This is a genomic window from Wolbachia endosymbiont of Protocalliphora sialia, from assembly GCF_053891855.1.
Genome location: NZ_JAIUJX010000002.1, coordinates 26067 through 45233, shown reverse-complemented (window position 1 = coordinate 45233; position 19167 = coordinate 26067). Strand labels below are relative to the sequence as shown.

Here is a 19167-nt window from a genome sequence, read left to right as displayed (position 1 = left end):
GGAAAGCTTTTTCATGCACAGTATAGATAATATTTAAAATGGATCATGTTGTTAACGCTTATAATAGATCTGAAGCTTCTATAGTTAGAGGAGAAGGAGTATATCTCTTCGATAAGGATGGTAAAAAATATTTAGACTTTGCTGCAGGAATTTCTACAACCTCTCTAGGGCATTGTCATCCATACATTACAGATAAACTGAAGGAGCAACTGGATTCATTATGGCACTGCTCTAATATTTTTACTATTCCTCAGCAGGAAAGGCTTGCTCAGCGTTTAACAGAACTTACCTTTGCCGATAAAGTTTTTTTCTGCTCAAGTGGACTTGAAGCAACAGAAGCTGCAATTAAATTTATTCGCCGCTATTTCTACTTAAATGGACAAGAAAAGCGCAGTCACATCATTACAATTGAAGGAGGTTTTCATGGCCGCAGTATTGCTGCAATTTCAGCTGGGGGAAATGAAAAATCACGCGAAGGTTTTGCTCCACTCCTTTCTGGTTTTGATAAAGTTCCAAGAAATAACATTGAAGCATTAGAAAAGAAAATCAATAGCGAAACAGCTGCCATATTTTTAGAGCCCATACAAAGTGAAGGCGGAGTACATCCATTGGACGTAGAGTATCTTAAAAAAGTAAGAGAGATAACAAAAGCTCAAGGAATAATTTTATGCTTTGATGAAGTGCAATGCGGATATGGAAGGATTGGCTCTCTATTTTACTATCAAAATATAGGAGTTGAACCTGATATGCTCACTTGTGCGAAGGCTATGGGTAATGGATTTCCTCTGGCTGCATGTTTAGTAAAAGATTATATAGCAGAAGCAATCACTCCAGGAACTCATGGGTCAACTTATGGAGGTAATCCACTTGCCATGACTGTTGGTAATGCAGTACTCGATGTAATGCTAAAGGAAGGCTTTTTTGACCATGTTAAGAAGGTCAGTAAATATCTAAAAGAAAAGTTGTTGCCTTTGACTGAAGAATTTCCGAAGATCGTTTCAGAAGTTCGTGGGGAGGGTTTATTGATAGGGATAGAGCTTAGATTACCTTTGGCTGATAAAATTGTTAAACAATCTCTTGACAAAGGCTTAATAATGACTAAAATTTTAAATAATAGAGTAATAAGAATAACTCCTCCACTTGTTGTTGAGAATATGCATGTGAATGCAGTGTGTGATATATTTCATGATTTATTTTTTTATATTAAAGATATATAGACTTGCAAATGCTTCTTACAACATATAAAATCAACTCTGTTTCTATATCTCAATAACATCATACTTTAATGGATTGGTTATTGATTTCAGTATTGTCAGCAATTTTTTTCTTATTGATTTTATCGTTTTTGTTTTCAGGAGCAGAAACAGGGTTAACTTCAATTAGCCGCTCCCGAGTTAATAAACTAAAGCTAGATGGAAATAAAAGAGCTAAGATAATAGACCGCTTATTGAATACAAAAGAATTAACAATAGGAACAATACTACTGTGCAATACAATTATTAACATTACTTGTTCCGCTTTATTTACAGCAATATTTATAAATTTCTTTGAAAGTGAGGGCATCTTTTTCTCAACAGCTATGATGACGTTTTGTATTTTGCTGTTTTGCGAGGTGTTACCAAAAACTTACGCCATGCAAAATCCTGAAAAATTTACATTACTTTCTACTTATTTTATGCTGTTTTTTGTCAAGATTCTTTCTCCATTGACATTAGGCATTCAGTTTATTGTCAATCTCATTCTGAAGTTATGTGGGCTTCATAAGAATAGGGAGGTAATATCTGCAGCAGATGCAATGCGTAATATGATTACTCTTCATCGCAGTGAAGGAACTATGTTACAACAGGATTTAGATATGCTAAGTAGTATACTTGATTTGGCTGAGACGGAGATATCGCAAATTATTACCCACAGGAGAAACTTATTTTCTCTTGATATAGATCGAAACAAAGAAGAGTTAATAAAAGAGATTTTGACTAGTAGTCATAGTAGGGTACCTTTATGGCAAAAAGAACCAGATAACGTTGTCGGAGTGGTTCACGTAAAAAATCTAATAAATGCCTTACGTGAAAAGGGTGATAAAATAGATATTACCCAAGTTATGTCAAAGCCTTGGTTTATACCAGAAAGTACACCGCTTAGTGTGCAACTTCACAACTTTCGTAAAAATAGGAAACACCTTGCATTTGTTATTGATGAGTACGGAGCCCTTCAGGGAATTGTTACTCTTGAGGACATACTGGAAGAAATAGTTGGAGAAATTTCAGATGAACATGATTTGATCACAGAGAATTTTATAAAAAAGATATCCGATAATATGTATCACATAGAAGGAAAATCTACTATTAGGGATATTAATAGACAGTTACATTGGGATCTTCCTGATGAAGAAGCTACAACTCTAGCAGGTATGATTGTAAACGAGATAGAGCGCATTCCTGAAGAAAATGAAGAGTTTTCCATGTACGGTTTTTACTTTAAGATTTTAAAAAAAGATAAAAATATTATTACTATGATTGAAGTACAAGTAAAAACTGATAATACTGTAGTAGCAATTAATTAGTTGGGTTCTATGGAAGATACAGTAAAAATAACGGCTGAAGATTTGAAGAGCTATATAGAGAGAATCGAAAAACTTGAACAAGAAAAGAGGGATGTGCAAGATCACATTCGTGATGTATATGCAAAAGCTGCAGATGAAGGTTGGGATATAAAAGTGATGAAACAGATTATTAGGCTAAGAAAGATGGATGATGATGACAGGGAGGAACAGGAAATATTACTTGATACCTACAAACGTGCATTGGGAATGAATTACGAAGGTGAATAGTAGGATTGTAATTGGAATAAGTGGAGCATCTGGTTCTATTTACGGTGTACGGATTCTAGAAGCACTAAAAAATACCAATCATGAAACTCATTTAGTGATCAGCAGTGCTGGAAAAATAACTATAGCTCATGAGATTAAAGAAAAACTTGAAGATATTATATCGCTTGCAGATTTTTACTATTCTGAAGAAAAAATAGGAGAAAAAATAGCAAGCGGCTCATTTAAAACCTCAGGTATGGTTATTGCTCCATGTTCTATGAAAACAATGTCTGAAATAGCATCGGGGGTGACTTCCAATCTATTAACAAGGGCTGCAGATGTAACTCTAAAAGAAAGAAGAAAATTAGTTCTTATGGTGAGAGAATCTCCACTACATCTTGGACATCTCCGAAATATGTTAAAACTAACGGAGATGGGAGCAATTGTTGCTCCGCCGATGCCTGCTTTTTATATTAAACCAAAATCTTTGGATGATATTGTAAATCATGCTGTTGGTAAAGTATTGAATTTATTTGATATTGCATTACCTGACTTCAAGGAGTGGCAAGGAAATGTCAATTATTATTAACGGTAAAAAAATAGCAAATGATCTCTGTGAGGAGCTATCAAAAAAAATTGATATTTTAAAGAAAGAGTATAATGTTTTTCCTTGTCTTAAAGTAATTCTTGTGGGTAGCAATCCAGCAAGTCAGGTCTACGTTCGTAATAAACAAAGAAAAGCAGAATTAATAGGCATAAGTTCTGAAACTATTGTTTTGCCTGATAGTATCTCAGAAGACGAATTGATTGAAAAAGTTAATACATTAAATGAAGATTCATCTGTGCATGGAATTTTAGTGCAGTTACCTTTACCAAAGCACATCAGTGCAAGCAGAATAATTAATACAGTAAGTGTTGAAAAAGATGTAGATGGCTTTCATGATGAAAATGTTGGCAGGTTAGTTAAAGGTGAAAAAAATTGTCTGATACCTTGTACTCCCAAAGGTTCTTTGCATTTAATTAAGTCAGTTGAAAATAATCTGTCCGGTAAAAATGCGGTAATCATTGGCAGATCAAATATTGTGGGTAAGCCAATGTTTCACCTATTGTTGCAAGAAAATTGCACTGTTACCATCTTGCATTCACAAAGTAGGGATTTAGCTGATTATTGCTCTAAGGCGGATATAGTAGTTGCAGCAGTTGGAAAGCCAAATTTTGTTCAATCAGATTGGATAAAAAAAGGTGCAATAGTGATTGATGTTGGCATAAATAGCATTAACATAGGAAGTCAAAGTAAGCTTGTGGGTGATGTTGACTTTGAGGGAGTAAAAGAAAAAGTCAAAGCTATTACTCCAGTGCCTGGTGGAGTTGGCCCGATGACAATAGCATTTCTTATGATAAACACTGTAGTTGCTGCTTGCTTACAGCGGGAAGTTGATCCTTCTGATTTTATTGCTTAAGGTTTAGCTTAATGTTAGCATAAACAGAATACCTTTACAAATAGCACATATATAGCACCGAGCATATAACTGTGTATAAGGATTCAAAGTGTTCATAGCTTAAAAATTATAACGTATACCTACTTCTATGATTGCATCTGGTTTTTTCATCGGTGGTTTAAAGCCACTTAATTGACCGCTTGCAGCAATAGCAACTGTGCCAATTATCTGCGGAATAATTTCACAATCAACACCTAACTTTACTTTATAGGCAATAGTACCCAGTATTTTATCTAGTGTTTCATTTTGACCTGCGGCTGCGGCTACAGTTGCAGCTGAATTTGAAGTGTTAACTGCATTTGTATCCTCACCAAGACCAAAAGATGGCAATATTCGAATATATCCACCCAGTCCTATACTAGCATATAATTTAATGGGATCAATTTCAAGATCAGGATAGTAAAGGTAATTTGCCAATAAACTAGCTCCTACTTTTCTTTTTGCTTTATCAGTTATATCACTTATGTCAGCAAGAACCTCAAGTTCAAACTTAGAATTTTGGTTATGATGATAACCAAAAACAACGCTAGGTTTCAATTGAAAGCTTTCACCCCATCGAGTTCCAAAGTTTAAACCTACATAACCTACATAGTACTGATCTTCGTACTGATCTTCATATCGATCTTCGTATTGATCTTCACAATGATCTTTGTGTTGATCTTCATACTGATCTTTGTACTGGTCTTCATACCGATCTTTGTACTGATCTTCTAACTCACTTGTACCATTACTAGCTGTACTTGCTAAAGCAATCAACACAGCGAACACTTTCATCGTTCTCATATAATTCATACACATTACTTCCTTAAAACAGACTGGAATAAGTGTTCAAACATGCTAGCAGCAAGTTTTGAGCATTGCTTATGGTTACACCTAAACATGTACACAATGCCATCCAGCATTAAAAACTATAACGTACTCCTACTTCCAGCATCGCATCTGGTATTTGTTTTGCTTTTAAACCACTCAGTTGCCCGCCTACGGTTAAAGCAGCTGTACCAACTATCTGTGGAGCAACTTCATAATCAACACCAACCTTCAGTTTGTAGGAAATAGCACCAAGTATTTTATCTAGTGTTTCACCTTCGCCAAGAGAAAAAGGCATTACTTGTAGATGTCCTCCTAAACCTCCACTGACATATAGTTTCACAGGATCAATGTCAACGTCAGGATAATAACGGTAATTAGCTAATAAACTAGCTCCCATTTTCTTATCTTCTGCACCAAACATATCACTTACGTCAGTGAGAATCTCAAGTTCAAACTTAGAGCTTTTATCATAATTATAACCAAAAACTAAGCCAGGTTTTATTTTTAAGCCAGCACCCCATCCACCACCAAAGTTTAAACCTGCGTAGTACTGCTCTTTTGCACTATTACTAGCTGCTTTATTACTAGCTGCACCTGCTAGAGATGAAGTGAGCAACACAGCTAAAACACACAATCCTTTTATTTTCATATAACTACCCATACAAAAAAATATATAATGCACAAGTATATATCCTTTATATTAAAAAAGATATAACCTCATATCAAAAAAAGTATACCTACGAAATTAGCGACATGCTACTCAAAATTTTTATATAACTATGTTTACTATCTTATTTGGTACAGCATATATAGTGCGAATTTTGCTTTGATCGATTTTGTTAGATACAGAATCTGTTGCTATTTTCTTCAATTTTTCTTGAGGTAAATCAGTTGCCACTTCAATGGTCGCACGTAACTTTCCATTGATCTGCACTGCTACAGTCACCATATTATCAATTAGTAGTGATTCATCAGCTTTTGGCCAAGGCTTTAGATATAGCATACCTTCGCCTCCTATTTCTTGCCATAAATTTTCAGCCAGGTGTGGCATGAATGGCTCAATTACTCTGATTAGTATGCATATACCTTCATCAATAAGAGATTTTCCAGTTTTTACATCTATTTCAGCTATTAAATTTGTCATTTCACGAAACTTTGCTACCACACAGTTTAATCTGCAGTTTTCCAAGTCATCTGTAAGTCCTTGCAATAGTTTATGGATTTTTTTTCTGTACTCTAGGAGTTTACCTACAATGTTTTCATTATCATAGTGTATGTTTACGGGCCTAAGTTGCACTACCATACGCCACAATTTATTTATGTAGCGAAAACAACCTTCCACTCCATCATCAGACCATTCCATATCTTTTTCCGGAGGAGTGTCAGATAATACAAACAAACGAGCAGTATCAGCACCGTATTTTTCTATGATAAAGTTTGGGTCAACTGTGTTCTTTTTCGACTTGCTCATCTTTTCGACTTTTCCAACTTGGATCTTAGTACCCTTCGCAATCAACTCTTTTGCTTCTTCGGGAAAGAGCCATTTGCCATTCTCATCTTTATAAGTTACATGACAGACCATTCCTTGAGTGATTAAAGTAGAGAAAGGCTCTTTAATGTCAAAATAGCCACATTTAGTTAAAGCACGGCAGAAAAACCTTGAGTAAAGCAAATGTAGAATTGCATGTTCTATTCCACCTATGTAATAATCAACAGGCATAAAACGATTACAAGTATCTTTATTAATCGATTTATTTTCACTGCAAAATGCAGCAAAATACCAAGAAGATTCAAAAAAAGTGTCAAATGTATCAGTTTCACGTTCTGCTTGCTTTCCGCACTTTGGACAATCAACAAATTTCCAGGTTGGGTGCTTGTCCAGGGGATTACCACCACTTGTAAATTCTACATCCGTTGGTAGAACAACAGGGAGGTCTTTTTCTGGAACTGGCACAGTTCCGCAATCTTTACAATATATAATAGGTATAGGACATCCCCAATAACGTTGCCTTGAAATTCCCCAATCGTGTAGACGATAGTTTGTTGTTTTCTTACCTATTCCTTTTTCTTCAAGTTTTTTTATGATTACTTTTTTTGCCTCGCTAACCGTTAGTCTGTTTAAGAATTCAGAATTGAATATCACTCCATCACCGACGTACGGTTCTTTTAATATCTCTGTGGTCTCTTCACAAATTACAGGAATAATCGGTAAACCATACTTCTGTGCAAATTCAAAATCATGCTGATCATGTGCGGGGCATCCAAAAATTGCACCTTCTCCATACTCCATCAACACAAAATTCGCTATATAAATTGGTAATTCCTTGTCGAGAAATGGGTGCCTGACGTTCAGTCCAGTGTAAATTCCAATTTTTTCATCATTCTCCCCCTTTGCCTTCATATTACCAATAAAGTCTCTTATTTCTTCGTCCTTAAGGTCTTGTACAATAGGGTGCTCTGCTGCTACTGCAAGAAAAGAAGCTCCAAATAAAGTATGAGGAGAAGTTGTAAAAATCTTTAATTTCTTATTCAGGCCAACTATTTCAAAATCTATAGTTGCCCCTTCAGATTTTCCTATCCAGCGCTCTTGCATAGTTTTGACTTTTTCTGGCCAATTTTTTAAACTTTGCAAACAATGAAGCAAATCTTCAGCAAAATCAGTAATCTTTAAAAACCACTGAGATAACTTACGTTTTTCAATAACTGCACCTGATCGCCATCCTTTTCCATCAACCACTTGCTCATTTGCAAGCACTGTTTGGTCCACTGGATCCCAATTAACCCACGACTCTTTTCGATAGGTAAGACCATGCTTTAAAAAATCCAGAAAAAATTTCTGTTCGTGTTTGTAATAATCAGGCTCACATGTGGAGAGCTCACGATCCCAATTGTATGAAAGACCTATAGATTTTAGCTGCGCACGCATATTATCTATATTATCTTGTGTCCATGCTGCAGGGTTAATGTTATTGTCCCTTGCTGCATTTTCAGCTGGTAATCCAAACGCATCCCAGCCAATTGGGTGCAAAACCTCAAATCCACGAGCTCTCTTGTAACGTGCTATAACATCTCCTATTGCATAGTTACGCAGGTGCCCCATATGAATCTTACCAGATGGATATGGAAACATTTCCAACACGTAACATTTCTTCTTTTTACTATCTTTGCTTACAGAAAAATCCCACTTATTTTGGTAGAATTTTTCAACGTTTTTAAAATCATATTTCATAAATTCAATCACAGTTTATATGTACTAAAGGATCGACTGCTTGACCATTATGCCTTATTGTGAAACACATCTGCGGATCTTTATCTTGTGTGCTTGATTTACCTGCAGATCCAATTACTTGACCTTGTTTTACTTTATCACCAATTTCAACTTGTATGTTTTTTAAGTAGGAGTACATAGTCATGTAATTATCTTTATGTTCCACTATAATTAAATTTCCGTACCACCTCAGGCCTTTGCCTACGTATATTACTTTGCCAGGTGCAGAAGCAATAACCTTTGTTCCACTTTGAGCAGTAATTTTTATGCCATCTTGACATATTTTATCAGAAGAGATAACTGCACCTTTAACCGGTATTACAAATTTACACATGCTTTGTGCATTATTGTTATATACCTTATCTACGAAGGCTTTTCTACTTTCTTTTTGCAGCGAAGAATCAACATTTTCTTTAATCAAATGATACTCCCTTGTGTACTCTAGGTCTCTTTTTCCATAAAATTCTTCGCCTTTAAGTAGTACAGGTGCAGGTTTTTGCAGGCCACAGCTTATCAGTATTGCTGATAATATAAAGAACAAGGCTATACGACACATAAACTTATCTCTAGATAGATCAACTTTCACAAAACTTTATAGTATTTTTCGTCTATTTATTACTTTCTTCATTTATTTTATCAGTCAAATAGTCTCTTAAATCGGTAAGTTCTTGCAACAAATTTCTTGAATAATGATCAATTCTTACATCGTTACCAAATTCCTTTTGTACTCCTTTTATTGTATATCCTTTGTCATATAGCATATATTTTATTTTCTTTATTGCCTCTATACACTTATGATCATATAGTCTTCTTCCCTTCCGTTTTATGGGTTTAATTTGATGGAATTGACTTTCCCAGAATCTTAAAACATGCTGCTCCAAATGTAGTTCTTCAGCTACTTCTCCAATTGTGTAAAATAATTTTTCCTTATTCATCGGTTATTTATTAATTTCTTCATCATTTTTGAAGGTCTAAAAGAAATTGATTTTCTCGCTTGAATTACTACCCTTTCCAATGTCTTTGGTATATTTCCTGGTCTTTCTTTCTTGTTTTTAACCAAAAATGTTCCAAATGAAGATATTTTTACTATCCCATCCTTTGCTAAGCTCGTTTTTATCTCATCCAATATATCATCTATTATTGCAATAGAGTCTTCTTTCGATAATCCAATTTTCTGGTTTATACATTCAGCTATTGTTGCCTTAGTTACTGTTGTGTCTTTTGTTGTCATAATTTATTATAGTATGTTAATATAATATAACAGTCGACTCAAGATTCAGCTACTTTATTTTTATAGTATGTTTCTTTTGTAGCATAATTAAAAATACTAGCAAATGTTAACATTGCAAATATTGTGAAAAGCGCCATTTGATGATCTGAAAAAAGTGCTAAAATTGACACTAAAATTCCACTCATAACAAACATAAATCCATTGATAATGGATGATGATGTGCTAATATACTTCTGCTCAACAATCTCACTGCCAACAGTAAAATTAAGCATATGTCCGCCTGCAAAAAAACCAAACATTAACATACAAAAGTATATAATATGAACTGTTAAATTGCCGTATAGTAAAATAATAACTGAAATACCTTGCAATATGGCAAAAGCAGAGATTACGTGCCTTCTATTTTTAAATAGATTTGAGATTAAATCTGCAATTGGAGCACCAACTGCAAGACCAAGCCACAATATTGCAGTTGCCACACCTAACTCCATTGTATTTAGTTCTAAGTTGCTTAGTAACCTTGGTGCCCACAGCATATTAAGCGCTAAAAATGTTCCAAAAGTAATAGCACCTACTACTGAAGTTATCCAGATATCTCTTAATTTTAGCACCGTTAGTATAGAACATATTACTGTTTTTATAGAGCTTTTTATTGTGCATTTTTCCAAACTTTTTTTTGAAAGTCCTTTCGGATAAAAAAACATAAGTACAAATATCGATACGCCAAATAATATTACGTATACAATCAAATTCTTCCAATCCATACCTTCAGCAAGGAAGCTAGAGAACAACATTTGAATCATCAAAGCGGAAAGACTTGAAATTGTCTGCACTAGTGAGAACATCAGTCCAAATTGGGTAATGGGAAAATATGTGCTACTTATATGAGCAGCTCCAACAAAACCAAATGATGCTCCAATTGCAATCAAGAATTGAGATAAAATTAGATGGACAAAACTGTCACTACTAATAAGGATAAAAAACCCAAAGATCATAATCGATAATGAGAGAAAATAAATTTTTTTGCTGGAAAAAACATTAAACATTGCCCCACTAAAAAATTGTGAGATAGCAAAAGTCCAAGTATATGCTGAATTAGCCAGTGCAACTTGCGCAATCGTGATCCCAAGTTCTTTTTCAAGATCCACACTTATAAAGGTGTAGATTATTTGCATATTGCTGAATATAACAATTAAGTTGCTGATCAGCCAAATGAACCAAGCTCTACTTTCCATAAGATTTTATAAGTAATCCATTAATAACAAGCCTCTTTTAGGTTCTGATTAATGTTAAAACAGTTGCAATTATAGATTATATAAAAGCTATGAAACAACAAATTTGTTGTGAGATTTTAATTGTTAGAATCTGTATATGATCTCAAAAAAAGAATAGATTTTTGCTTTTTATCCCCTGTTATAAAGGAGTATACAGCGTACGGTGAAAGGCCTGGGTAAAGATGATATAATTCCAACAAGAGAGATACCCTTCAGATCATCTTCCATTGAATGTAATGGTTGATGTCACAGTTGAACAGCACAAGCAAAGACAATTAGAGTTACAAAATCTTGTTTAATACACATTAAAGTGGACCTATGTTTTGCCACTCAGAACCTGTCTTGAAAGGGAAAAAAAAGAATAAAGCAAGAAATAGGAGGGTAACAAGTGATATAAGTGACAAGGCCAAATGTTGCACAAGGAGCAATAGAATAGGGAGAGCAAAAACATAACAATTATTAATGCGATAAAATATGTAATGAGGAGTAGTTGCTGGTGCTAACCTTTAATATAGTTATGCAAGAGGCCTAATTTAAAATATTAAATAGCTAACGTAAAAAATTGCTTCCATATATTTTAAATCTGATTATAATCACAGTTAGAGATATTTTAAGAGCTCAAAATCTATCTTTGTCTGCAGACTGTTCAGTCAAATTTTTAATCAAAAAGCGTAGCGTATCTTCTTTAGTGCGTATCTGTTGTATGTGCGCTGCACTTTTTTCTAATCTTTTTTACATAGGGGGATTTTATGTCCAGAATTCCAGATACTTGATCTTTACTTTAGCTAAAAAACAATAGGCGCCTCTGGCTAATTAAAATAAAAATTTTTCTAATATATAGAAGAATTACAAAATCACTGTTTACTGAAAACGGGCCAAGAAAGCTGCTAATGTCACAGAATTTTAGGTAAACGTTGTTTGCTTGACGTATGAGTGTGCTCTCCTTACTTCAAGAACTCTTTAATATTTAACCACTTAAGTCCTTTCAAGATATGTTCTTAGATAATAGTTTTTCAAATCTTTGGTAAATCAAAGTCAGCTTAACTATTAATTATTTATCTTTTTTCTAGTTATGTAACGGGTCTGTTATTAAATTTTTCAATAATACCTTTTATTTTTGCCGCCTCTTCAAACTCTAAATTTTCAGCATGCTTCAACATTTGCTTTTTCAAACTATTTAGATCATTCTTACTAAAATTCTCAACTACCACTTTTTCCTGTAAAGTATTTGATATAGGCTTTATTATAGTTTTTGGTACAATATTATTCAGTGTATTATGCTCTGTCTGTTTCTTTCTTCTCCTTTCAGTTTCTTTCAGTGCACGATCCATAGAATTAGTAATTTTGTCTGCATATAAAATTACTCTGCCTTCAACATTGCGTGCAGCACGACCTATCGTTTGAATGAGCGAAGTCTCTGATCGTAAAAACCCTTCTTTGTCAGCATCTAAAATTGCAACCAGCCCACACTCGGGAATATCAAGACCTTCCCGCAACAAGTTAACGCCAACAAGAACATCTATTTCTTTAGATCTTAATTTGCATATAATTTCAATTCTTTCCAGTGCACCAATATCTGAATGTAGGTAAGTTACTTTCATACTGAGCTCACTCATATGCTCAGCTAGCTTTTCAGCCATTTTTTTTGTCAATGTGGTAATTAGAATACAAAATCCTTTTTTTATTGTTACTTGCGCCTCGTGAATCACATCATCAACCTGACTCTCTGTTGGTTTTATGGTGCAGATGGGATCTGTCAGTCCTGTTGGGCGGATAACTTGCTCTATGAATGCGTGGTTAGTCTTTTCTAACTCATATTTTCCTGGAGTAGCCGAAACGTAAATAGTCTGGGGCCGTATTGCCTCCCACTCTTCCAATTTTAATGGACGGTTATCAAAAGCAGAAGGTAGCCTAAAACCATAATCTATCAATTTCTTTTTACGTGCTTCATTACCGCTATACATTGCACCTATCTGGGGAACGGTTACATGGCTTTCATCAACAAATAAAATTACATCTTTAGGTAAATACTCAAACAATGTAGGCGGTGGATCTCCGGCTTTCATTCCATAAAGATAACGCGAATAATTTTCAATACCTTTACACACTCCCGTTGCCATCATCATTTCAATATCAAAATTAGTACGCTGCTCAAGGCGTTTTGCTTCAACAATTTTGTTCTGTGAATAGTAATAATCCAGGCGTTCATGTAGTTCTTTTTTAATCAGTTGAACTGCTTGCAAAAGAGTCTCACGTGATGTAGTGTAATAGCTATTTGGAAAAATGGTGACTTTATCTATGCGTCTGATAATATTGCCGTTCATGGCATCAATCTCAGAAATTTCTTCTATTTCATCACCAAACAATGATAAACGCCAAGCTTTATTTTCATAATAAGCAGGAAATATATCAATAATATCGCCGCGCACTCTGAAATATCCTCGCTCAAATCTGACATCAGAACGTTTATATTGGAGATTAGCTAAATTATTCAGAAAGTCATTAACATGAATCTTATCTCCAGCACTTAAAGTCAAGGTCATGCTGAGATAGCTCTCAGGCGAACCAAGACCATATATACAAGAAACACTCGCAACTACAATCGTGTCCCTACGCTCCAAAAGAGAGCATATAGCAGAATAGCGTAGCATATCAATTCTTTCATTTATTAAAGAGTCTTTTTCAATATAAGTGTCTGTTTGTGGCGAATAAGCCTCAGGCTGATAATAATCATAATAAGAAATGAAGTATCCAACAGCATTGTGGGGGAAAAATCCTCTCATCTCCTCGTAAAGCTGTGCCGCTAAAGTTTTATTATGCGCCATAATTAACGCAGGCCTGTTTGTTCTTGCAATAACATTTGCCATAGTAAAAGTTTTTCCAGAGCCAGTTACTCCAAGTAAAACCTGATCTCTTTTTTTGTTATTTAGTCCTTCAACTAAACTATCTATTGCTTGTGGTTGATCCCCAGCTGGCTGAAAATTTGTAACTATTTGAAATGCCATAATCCCTATACTTTCATAATATATTTATCATTACATAATACACATGATATTATGAGTAAGGTATAAAAACGAGCGTAAATGAAGTTCTATTTTCCTTTTTTATAGAGTTGGCTCCAAACTCTATTGTTAGTAAGAACAAAAAACACCGTCAAAATTATAAAATATGTCACTATTTTTAGCCCAAGTTTATGTCGGCGCTCCAGTTCTGGCTCTGCTGCCCATTGTAAGAAATTTACCACATCATATGCCATATTTTCAACTGTGGCTTGCCTTGTACCATCATATTCTACCATTCCTTCAGAGAGTGGTGGTGCCATAGCTAACCTGCCTGTTGAAAAATATGGATTAAAATATAAACCGTTCTCATCATGTTCACCGTTTTGATAACCAATTAGTAGTGAATAGATATAATTTGCACCATCATGTCTTGCTTTGACAATTAATGATAAGTCCGGTGGAATTGCTCCATTGTTGCTTGCTGCAGCTGCTTCTTTTGTATCAAAAGGTGCAATAAAATAATCCGAAGACACTCCCGGCCTATCAAACATTTCACCCAAATCATTCGGACCATCTTTAACTTGGTAAGAGGCTGCAATTTGTTTTACATCCTCTTCAGAAAAACCAACATCTTGCAAATTACGAAACGCTATTCTATTCATTGAATGGCAAGCAGCACAGACTTCCTTGTATACTTTATAGCCACGCTGAATTGACTCTCTATCGAAAGATCCAGTAATTCCATCAAAACTCCAGTCGATTTTCTTATTTGGTAAAGGTTTAAACTCCTCTGCAGAAAGAGAATTAGTGAGAAATAATACACAAAATAGAGCAACTTTAACCAACAGCATCACTTCATCTCCGGAACGGAATCGCTTATTGTTTTTGGTAATTTTTTTGGTTTCTCATACTTACTAAGTAAAGGTAAAACTATCACAAAATATGAAAAATAATAAAGAGTTGAGAGTCTACTTAAAGTAATGTAAGGCTCTTTAACTTCCTGCCCCCCAAGCCAAGCAAGAAATGCAAAATTTATTGCAAAAACCCAAAAAAATTTCTTAAATAATGGGCGATAAGCACCACTTTTAACTTTTGATTTATCAAGCCAAGGCAAAAGAAACCAAACTAAAATAGATCCAAACATGGTAAGTACACCAATAAGCTTATTTGGAATTGAGCGCAACATCGCATAAAAAGGTAGGAAATACCACTCTGGTACTATGTGTACTGGAGTTACCATAGGATCAGCTTCTATATAATTATCAGGATGACCAAGATAATTAGGGGCATAAAAAACAAATCCAAACAAAATTATAAAAAATAAACCAAAAGTTATGCAGTCCTTTGCTATATAATAAGGATAAAAAGGAATAGTGTCCTTACCTGACCTTACTTCTATTCCACTTGGGTTATTAGAGCCAAATCTATGCAGAGCAACAACATGCAACATAGCTAAAGCAATAATAATGAAAGGAAGAAGATAATGAAGTGCAAAAAAACGATTGAGCGTTGGGTTATCAACGGAAAAACCACCCCACAACCATATAACTATTTTATTGCCAATTAAAGGTATGGCTGAAAATAAGTTAGTTATAACTGTTGCACCCCAAAAGCTCATTTGTCCCCATGGAAGAACATATCCCATAAAGGCAGTTGCCATCATTGCAAAAAATATAAATATGCCAATAAACCACACCATTTCTCGCGGTCTTTTATAGGATCCATAATATAATCCACGCATGATATGAACATAGACCACCATAAAGAAGAGTGACGCCCCAACAGCATGAGTATAACGTATCAGCCATCCATAACTTACGTCACGCATTATACGCTCCACACTATTAAATGCATGATCAACATGCGGAGTGTAGTGCATGGCAAGAAATATACCTGTTATTATCTGCAAAATTAATGCTATACCAGCCAAAGAACCAAAATTCCAAGCATAATTTAAATTTTTTGGTACTTGATAAGAAGCAGTATGTTTTAGAAAAGAAAATATAGGCAGTCTATACTCTATCCAACCTAATATACCTTTTTCTTCTGTTATTTCTTTCTTGCTGTCATCTTCCATAACTTAAAGTTTTTTCATCTCAACTCATTTTATTGTAACAACTTACCTACAACGCACAATAAAAAGTTTAATTTAAATAATAGATTTCACGAAAACAAGCACTCAGACTTGAGTGCTTGTTTTAACTGATTTAGAGGTGCTTTTGATGACGTACACCCTTGGATATTGTTAAGTTGCTTAATGAACTTTCAGGACATTGATAAAGTTTTTCATACTTACTGAGTGCCATCTCAACATTTTTTGCCATAGCGTTAAGCTCTCTTTCTGTAATTCCTTCTTTTATAAAAAGCGGATTATTCAATGGTTCTAAACATTCTTCCCCTGTAAACTTCTTGAACATTAAATAACCTAACATGGCTGTTCCATTAAAATCAACTTGTGAAGAGTAGATGGGACTTCCAGCCGAATGAGCAACAGATTGCTGTGCAGAAGGTAAAGCAGGAGTATTTCGACCCAATGTAGAAGCAGTTGTCCAACTAAATATACTATTAATAAAAGAGGAAGGTTTTACTGCACTGCTTGCTGCGTTACTTGCCACGCTGCTAGCTTCCAATTCTTCTTTAAGACTTACTCTAGTAGAAGTTAATATCGCTTTGCAATCAATTGAAACGGCACCACTTAATATAGATACTATTCTTTGCATTGCACTACTGTTATTACACATATCTCTTCTGTAACCTCCAACAACGTCCGATGCTGTTCTGCCATTTACATCTTTAATACTAATATCAGCATTGTTGCAAAACAAGAGTTTTACCATATCTGATTGACAATGAAACGACGCTAAGTATAAGGGTGTAAAACCTTTATAATTTGTAGCATTGATATTAGCACCACTATCAATTAGAAATTGTGCTATTTCCAGTTTACCATTAATAGCAGCAATGTGCAGAGAAGTATTAAAATATTCAGTATTAGTAGCATTAATATCAGCACCTTCATTAAGCAAAAGCTGCAATATTTTTAAATCGCACTTGTCAGTAGTAAAATGTATAGGTTTTATACCATGCCTTTCACTACTCAAGATTTCGCTTTTTATACCTATACTCTCCGCCTCTTTAATGCACTTTTCAACTTTCTGAAAATTACCTATGTTTATAGCAGCAAATAATTCATCTATGAATAGTTCAGCTTTTTTGCTTGTTACATCTGTGGTACTATAATTATTACCCATTTCTAACACTGTCTGTATAGTTCCTATAGAGCTAACTTTAGCAGTATGTTCTAGCATAGATGCTATTTTTCGTCTTGCATCGCTATCACACATATTTCTTCTATAACCTCCAACAACATCCGATACTGTTTTGCCATTTACATCTTTAATACTAGTATCGGCATTATTAAAAAGCAAAAGTTTTACCATATCTAGGTGACAATAGAAAGATGCTAAGTACAAAGGTGTAAAACCTTTATAATTTGTAGCATTGATATTAGCACCATTATCAAGTAGAAATTGTACTACTTCTGCTTCGTTGGCAGCAGCAGCAATATGTAAGGGAGTACTCAAATATACAGTACTAATAGTAACATTAATATCGCCACCTTTGGCAATTAAAAAGCGTAATATCCTTAAGTTACGTTTTTGAGTAGCAAGACGCAGAGGATTTGTGACGTGCTCTCTACTATTCAAAATCTCATTCTTTACATGCTCACTCTCTGCCTCTTCAACACATTTTTCAACTTTCTGAAAATTACCTATGCTTATAGCAGCAAGTAATTTTTTTCTTAATTTCTCAACACTTATTGGCATAAAAACACCTTTAAAAAAATAACATTCCCGGCTTTATATCATGTAATTGAGTATGCACAAGTGAAATTTATAGAGAAAAAATTTCAATAGTGAAGAATTAGGTCTTTCAACAACCTATCACGCAACTTTTTTGCAAAATATTTTAAGCCCCTAATTCAAAATTTTTATTACTTGATAATAAGCAATCTGCTTTAGAAGAGGAGATAAGGGATAGAAAAACAAGCACTCAGACTTGAGTGCTTGTTTTAACTGATTTAGAGGTGCTTTTGATGACTTACGCCTTTAGATATTGTTGAATTGCTTAATAAACTTCGAGGACATTGATCAAGTTTTTCAAACTCACTAATTACCATCTTGATATCCCTTTCTATAGCACTAACCTTTCTTTCTCTAATTTGCTCCAATGTCAAAAGTGAATCATCCAATGGTCTTGAATATTTTCTCCCGATAAACTTTCTGATTACCACGTCAGCTAGCAGAGCTGTTCCATTAAAATCAACTTGCGAAAAATCAATTGGGCTTCCAGTCAAATGTGCAACAGATTGCTTTGCAGGAGGTAAAGCAGGGGCACTCTGAAATAGGCTACTGAGTGCAGCAGTTGTTGAAGTTCCCATCCAACTAAATACACTATTAATAAAAGAAGAAGGTCTTACTGCACTACTTGGTGCAGGAGTAATATCTTCTGAGTTTACATTGGCACTCTCTGCTTCTGCAGCAATTTCTTTTATCGTTTTGCCGGAATAAAATAACTTAACATAATCTGATGGTGTCTCGTTCCTTATATTCTTAACATTATCAATGTCGGCACCATTATCATATAACAGCTTAATTATTTTTGGACGTTTTGAACTAATAGCCAAATATATAGGTGTTTCCCCCCGTTCGTTTTGAACATTGACATCAGCTTTATATTTAACGAGAAGTTCAACTATTTTTTTGTAATCTCTTCGGATAGCAGCATGTAGACACGAATCTTGTGAATCATCGTAAAAGTCAAATTTGCTATTTGGACTAGCACCATGCTTAAGCAGGACCTCAACTTTTTCCGGACTATTTTCATCTATAGCCCAGCCTACAAGAGTGCGTTTTTCACCAGCATATGAAAAATAACCACTAATGCTAGCCTTTTTATCGATTAGAAGCTCTATCATTTCTGTGGTGCCCTTTGTAACAGCATAGTATATAGGAGGCACACGAAAAAAGTCCTCAATATTAACATCTGCGCCATTCTCAATTAAAAAACCCATCATTTCTAAATCTTGTTTACTAACAGCAATCGATAAGGGTGAGTTACCATTTCTATCTTTAGAGTTAATAACGTTAGTAGTATGTGTCTTTCCTTCTCTAATATACTCCTCAGCTTTTTGAAAATCACGTTCCTTTACTGCAGAACGTAGCCCATCTCTCCATTTTTCAACTTCTGTTTTTGTAACCATAACCCCTCCTA

The 19167-nt window shown here is 34.6% G+C and carries 17 protein-coding genes; 5 read left to right on the top strand and 12 right to left on the bottom strand.

Going from position 1 to position 19167, the window contains the following annotated elements:
* Positions 1 to 38 precede the first annotated feature (38 nt).
* The 5 genes from LB100_RS01170 to folD all read left to right on the top strand — a co-directional run bounded on the left by LB100_RS01170 (position 39) and on the right by folD (position 4269).
* Complete coding sequence (locus tag LB100_RS01170) at positions 39 to 1217, top strand: aspartate aminotransferase family protein (protein ID WP_416647821.1); 1179 nt, start codon at positions 39 to 41, stop codon at positions 1215 to 1217.
* 68 nt (positions 1218 to 1285) lie between these two features.
* Entirely contained in the window at positions 1286 to 2563 is a 1278-nt protein-coding gene (locus LB100_RS01165; RefSeq protein ID WP_456201076.1) for an HlyC/CorC family transporter, read from the top strand.
* Between the two features lie 9 nt (positions 2564 to 2572).
* The gene (locus LB100_RS01160; protein WP_006014634.1) at positions 2573 to 2830 is read left to right on the top strand and encodes a DUF2312 domain-containing protein; all 258 of its coding nucleotides are present in this window, start codon (positions 2573 to 2575) and stop codon (positions 2828 to 2830) included.
* Positions 2823 to 3398 (top strand): UbiX family flavin prenyltransferase, encoded by a 576-nt coding sequence (locus tag LB100_RS01155; RefSeq protein WP_264336354.1) that lies wholly within the window; start codon positions 2823 to 2825, stop codon positions 3396 to 3398. Before LB100_RS01160 ends, LB100_RS01155 begins: the two co-directional genes overlap by 8 nt.
* Entirely contained in the window at positions 3382 to 4269 is an 888-nt protein-coding gene (gene folD, locus LB100_RS01150; RefSeq protein ID WP_264719715.1) for a bifunctional methylenetetrahydrofolate dehydrogenase/methenyltetrahydrofolate cyclohydrolase FolD, read from the top strand. The genes LB100_RS01155 and folD overlap by 17 nt, the downstream gene beginning before the upstream one ends.
* 99 nt (positions 4270 to 4368) lie before the next feature.
* On the opposite strand, the gene LB100_RS01145 is transcribed toward folD, so the two are convergent.
* The 12 genes from LB100_RS01145 to LB100_RS01090 all read right to left on the bottom strand — a co-directional run bounded on the left by LB100_RS01145 (position 4369) and on the right by LB100_RS01090 (position 19156).
* Positions 4369 to 5106 (bottom strand): cell envelope biogenesis protein OmpA, encoded by a 738-nt coding sequence (locus tag LB100_RS01145; protein WP_456201073.1) that lies wholly within the window; start codon positions 5104 to 5106, stop codon positions 4369 to 4371.
* A gap of 103 nt (positions 5107 to 5209) precedes the next feature.
* Positions 5210 to 5767, bottom strand: coding sequence for a hypothetical protein (locus LB100_RS01140; RefSeq protein WP_456201071.1), 558 nt, complete (start codon positions 5765 to 5767; stop codon positions 5210 to 5212).
* A gap of 120 nt (positions 5768 to 5887) precedes the next feature.
* Complete coding sequence (gene leuS, locus LB100_RS01135; RefSeq protein WP_456201069.1) at positions 5888 to 8347, bottom strand: leucine--tRNA ligase; 2460 nt, start codon at positions 8345 to 8347, stop codon at positions 5888 to 5890.
* Positions 8348 to 8351: 4 nt separating this feature from the next.
* Complete coding sequence (locus LB100_RS01130; protein WP_264336359.1) at positions 8352 to 8942, bottom strand: murein hydrolase activator EnvC family protein; 591 nt, start codon at positions 8940 to 8942, stop codon at positions 8352 to 8354.
* A 52-nt stretch (positions 8943 to 8994) separates the two neighbouring features.
* Positions 8995 to 9321, bottom strand: coding sequence for a MerR family transcriptional regulator (locus LB100_RS01125; RefSeq protein WP_010402982.1), 327 nt, complete (start codon positions 9319 to 9321; stop codon positions 8995 to 8997).
* Positions 9318 to 9617: an integration host factor subunit alpha gene (locus LB100_RS01120; protein WP_063630779.1), complete on the bottom strand. Its 300-nt coding sequence runs from the start codon at positions 9615 to 9617 to the stop codon at positions 9318 to 9320. Before LB100_RS01120 ends, LB100_RS01125 begins: the two co-directional genes overlap by 4 nt.
* A gap of 38 nt (positions 9618 to 9655) precedes the next feature.
* Positions 9656 to 10852 (bottom strand): MFS transporter, encoded by a 1197-nt coding sequence (locus tag LB100_RS01115; protein WP_264336360.1) that lies wholly within the window; start codon positions 10850 to 10852, stop codon positions 9656 to 9658.
* A gap of 1109 nt (positions 10853 to 11961) precedes the next feature.
* The gene (gene uvrB, locus LB100_RS01110; protein ID WP_264330858.1) at positions 11962 to 13896 is read right to left on the bottom strand and encodes an excinuclease ABC subunit UvrB; all 1935 of its coding nucleotides are present in this window, start codon (positions 13894 to 13896) and stop codon (positions 11962 to 11964) included.
* Between the two features lie 86 nt (positions 13897 to 13982).
* Positions 13983 to 14744: a cytochrome c1 gene (locus LB100_RS01105; RefSeq protein ID WP_264336362.1), complete on the bottom strand. Its 762-nt coding sequence runs from the start codon at positions 14742 to 14744 to the stop codon at positions 13983 to 13985.
* Complete coding sequence (locus tag LB100_RS01100) at positions 14744 to 15970, bottom strand: cytochrome b (RefSeq protein ID WP_211907500.1); 1227 nt, start codon at positions 15968 to 15970, stop codon at positions 14744 to 14746. The genes LB100_RS01105 and LB100_RS01100 overlap by 1 nt, the downstream gene beginning before the upstream one ends.
* Before the next feature lie 130 nt (positions 15971 to 16100).
* Positions 16101 to 17720, bottom strand: a complete 1620-nt coding sequence (locus tag LB100_RS01095; protein WP_456201066.1) for an ankyrin repeat domain-containing protein — start codon at positions 17718 to 17720, stop codon at positions 16101 to 16103.
* Positions 17721 to 17974: 254 nt separating this feature from the next.
* A complete protein-coding gene (locus LB100_RS01090) occupies positions 17975 to 19156 on the bottom strand; it encodes an ankyrin repeat domain-containing protein (protein WP_264719706.1) in 1182 nt (393 codons plus the stop codon).
* Positions 19157 to 19167 lie beyond the last annotated feature (11 nt).

What these genes read in the sequence shown, in the direction of transcription:
- LB100_RS01140 (WP_456201071.1), bottom strand. Translation starts at nt 5,767, where the DNA reads ATGAAAATAAAAGGATTGTGTGTTTTAGCTGTGTTGCTCACTTCATCT.
- LB100_RS01100 (WP_211907500.1), bottom strand. Translation starts at nt 15,970, where the DNA reads ATGGAAGATGACAGCAAGAAAGAAATAACAGAAGAAAAAGGTATATTA.
- LB100_RS01170 (WP_416647821.1), top strand. Translation starts at nt 39, where the DNA reads ATGGATCATGTTGTTAACGCTTATAATAGATCTGAAGCTTCTATAGTT.
- leuS (WP_456201069.1), bottom strand. Translation starts at nt 8,347, where the DNA reads ATGAAATATGATTTTAAAAACGTTGAAAAATTCTACCAAAATAAGTGG.
- LB100_RS01105 (WP_264336362.1), bottom strand. Translation starts at nt 14,744, where the DNA reads ATGCTGTTGGTTAAAGTTGCTCTATTTTGTGTATTATTTCTCACTAAT.
- uvrB (WP_264330858.1), bottom strand. Translation starts at nt 13,896, where the DNA reads ATGGCATTTCAAATAGTTACAAATTTTCAGCCAGCTGGGGATCAACCA.
- LB100_RS01165 (WP_456201076.1), top strand. Translation starts at nt 1,286, where the DNA reads ATGGATTGGTTATTGATTTCAGTATTGTCAGCAATTTTTTTCTTATTG.
- LB100_RS01130 (WP_264336359.1), bottom strand. Translation starts at nt 8,942, where the DNA reads ATGTGTCGTATAGCCTTGTTCTTTATATTATCAGCAATACTGATAAGC.
- folD (WP_264719715.1), top strand. Translation starts at nt 3,382, where the DNA reads ATGTCAATTATTATTAACGGTAAAAAAATAGCAAATGATCTCTGTGAG.
- LB100_RS01120 (WP_063630779.1), bottom strand. Translation starts at nt 9,617, where the DNA reads ATGACAACAAAAGACACAACAGTAACTAAGGCAACAATAGCTGAATGT.
- LB100_RS01090 (WP_264719706.1), bottom strand. Translation starts at nt 19,156, where the DNA reads ATGGTTACAAAAACAGAAGTTGAAAAATGGAGAGATGGGCTACGTTCT.
- LB100_RS01145 (WP_456201073.1), bottom strand. Translation starts at nt 5,106, where the DNA reads ATGTGTATGAATTATATGAGAACGATGAAAGTGTTCGCTGTGTTGATT.
- LB100_RS01095 (WP_456201066.1), bottom strand. Translation starts at nt 17,720, where the DNA reads ATGCCAATAAGTGTTGAGAAATTAAGAAAAAAATTACTTGCTGCTATA.
- LB100_RS01160 (WP_006014634.1), top strand. Translation starts at nt 2,573, where the DNA reads ATGGAAGATACAGTAAAAATAACGGCTGAAGATTTGAAGAGCTATATA.
- LB100_RS01115 (WP_264336360.1), bottom strand. Translation starts at nt 10,852, where the DNA reads ATGGAAAGTAGAGCTTGGTTCATTTGGCTGATCAGCAACTTAATTGTT.
- LB100_RS01125 (WP_010402982.1), bottom strand. Translation starts at nt 9,321, where the DNA reads ATGAATAAGGAAAAATTATTTTACACAATTGGAGAAGTAGCTGAAGAA.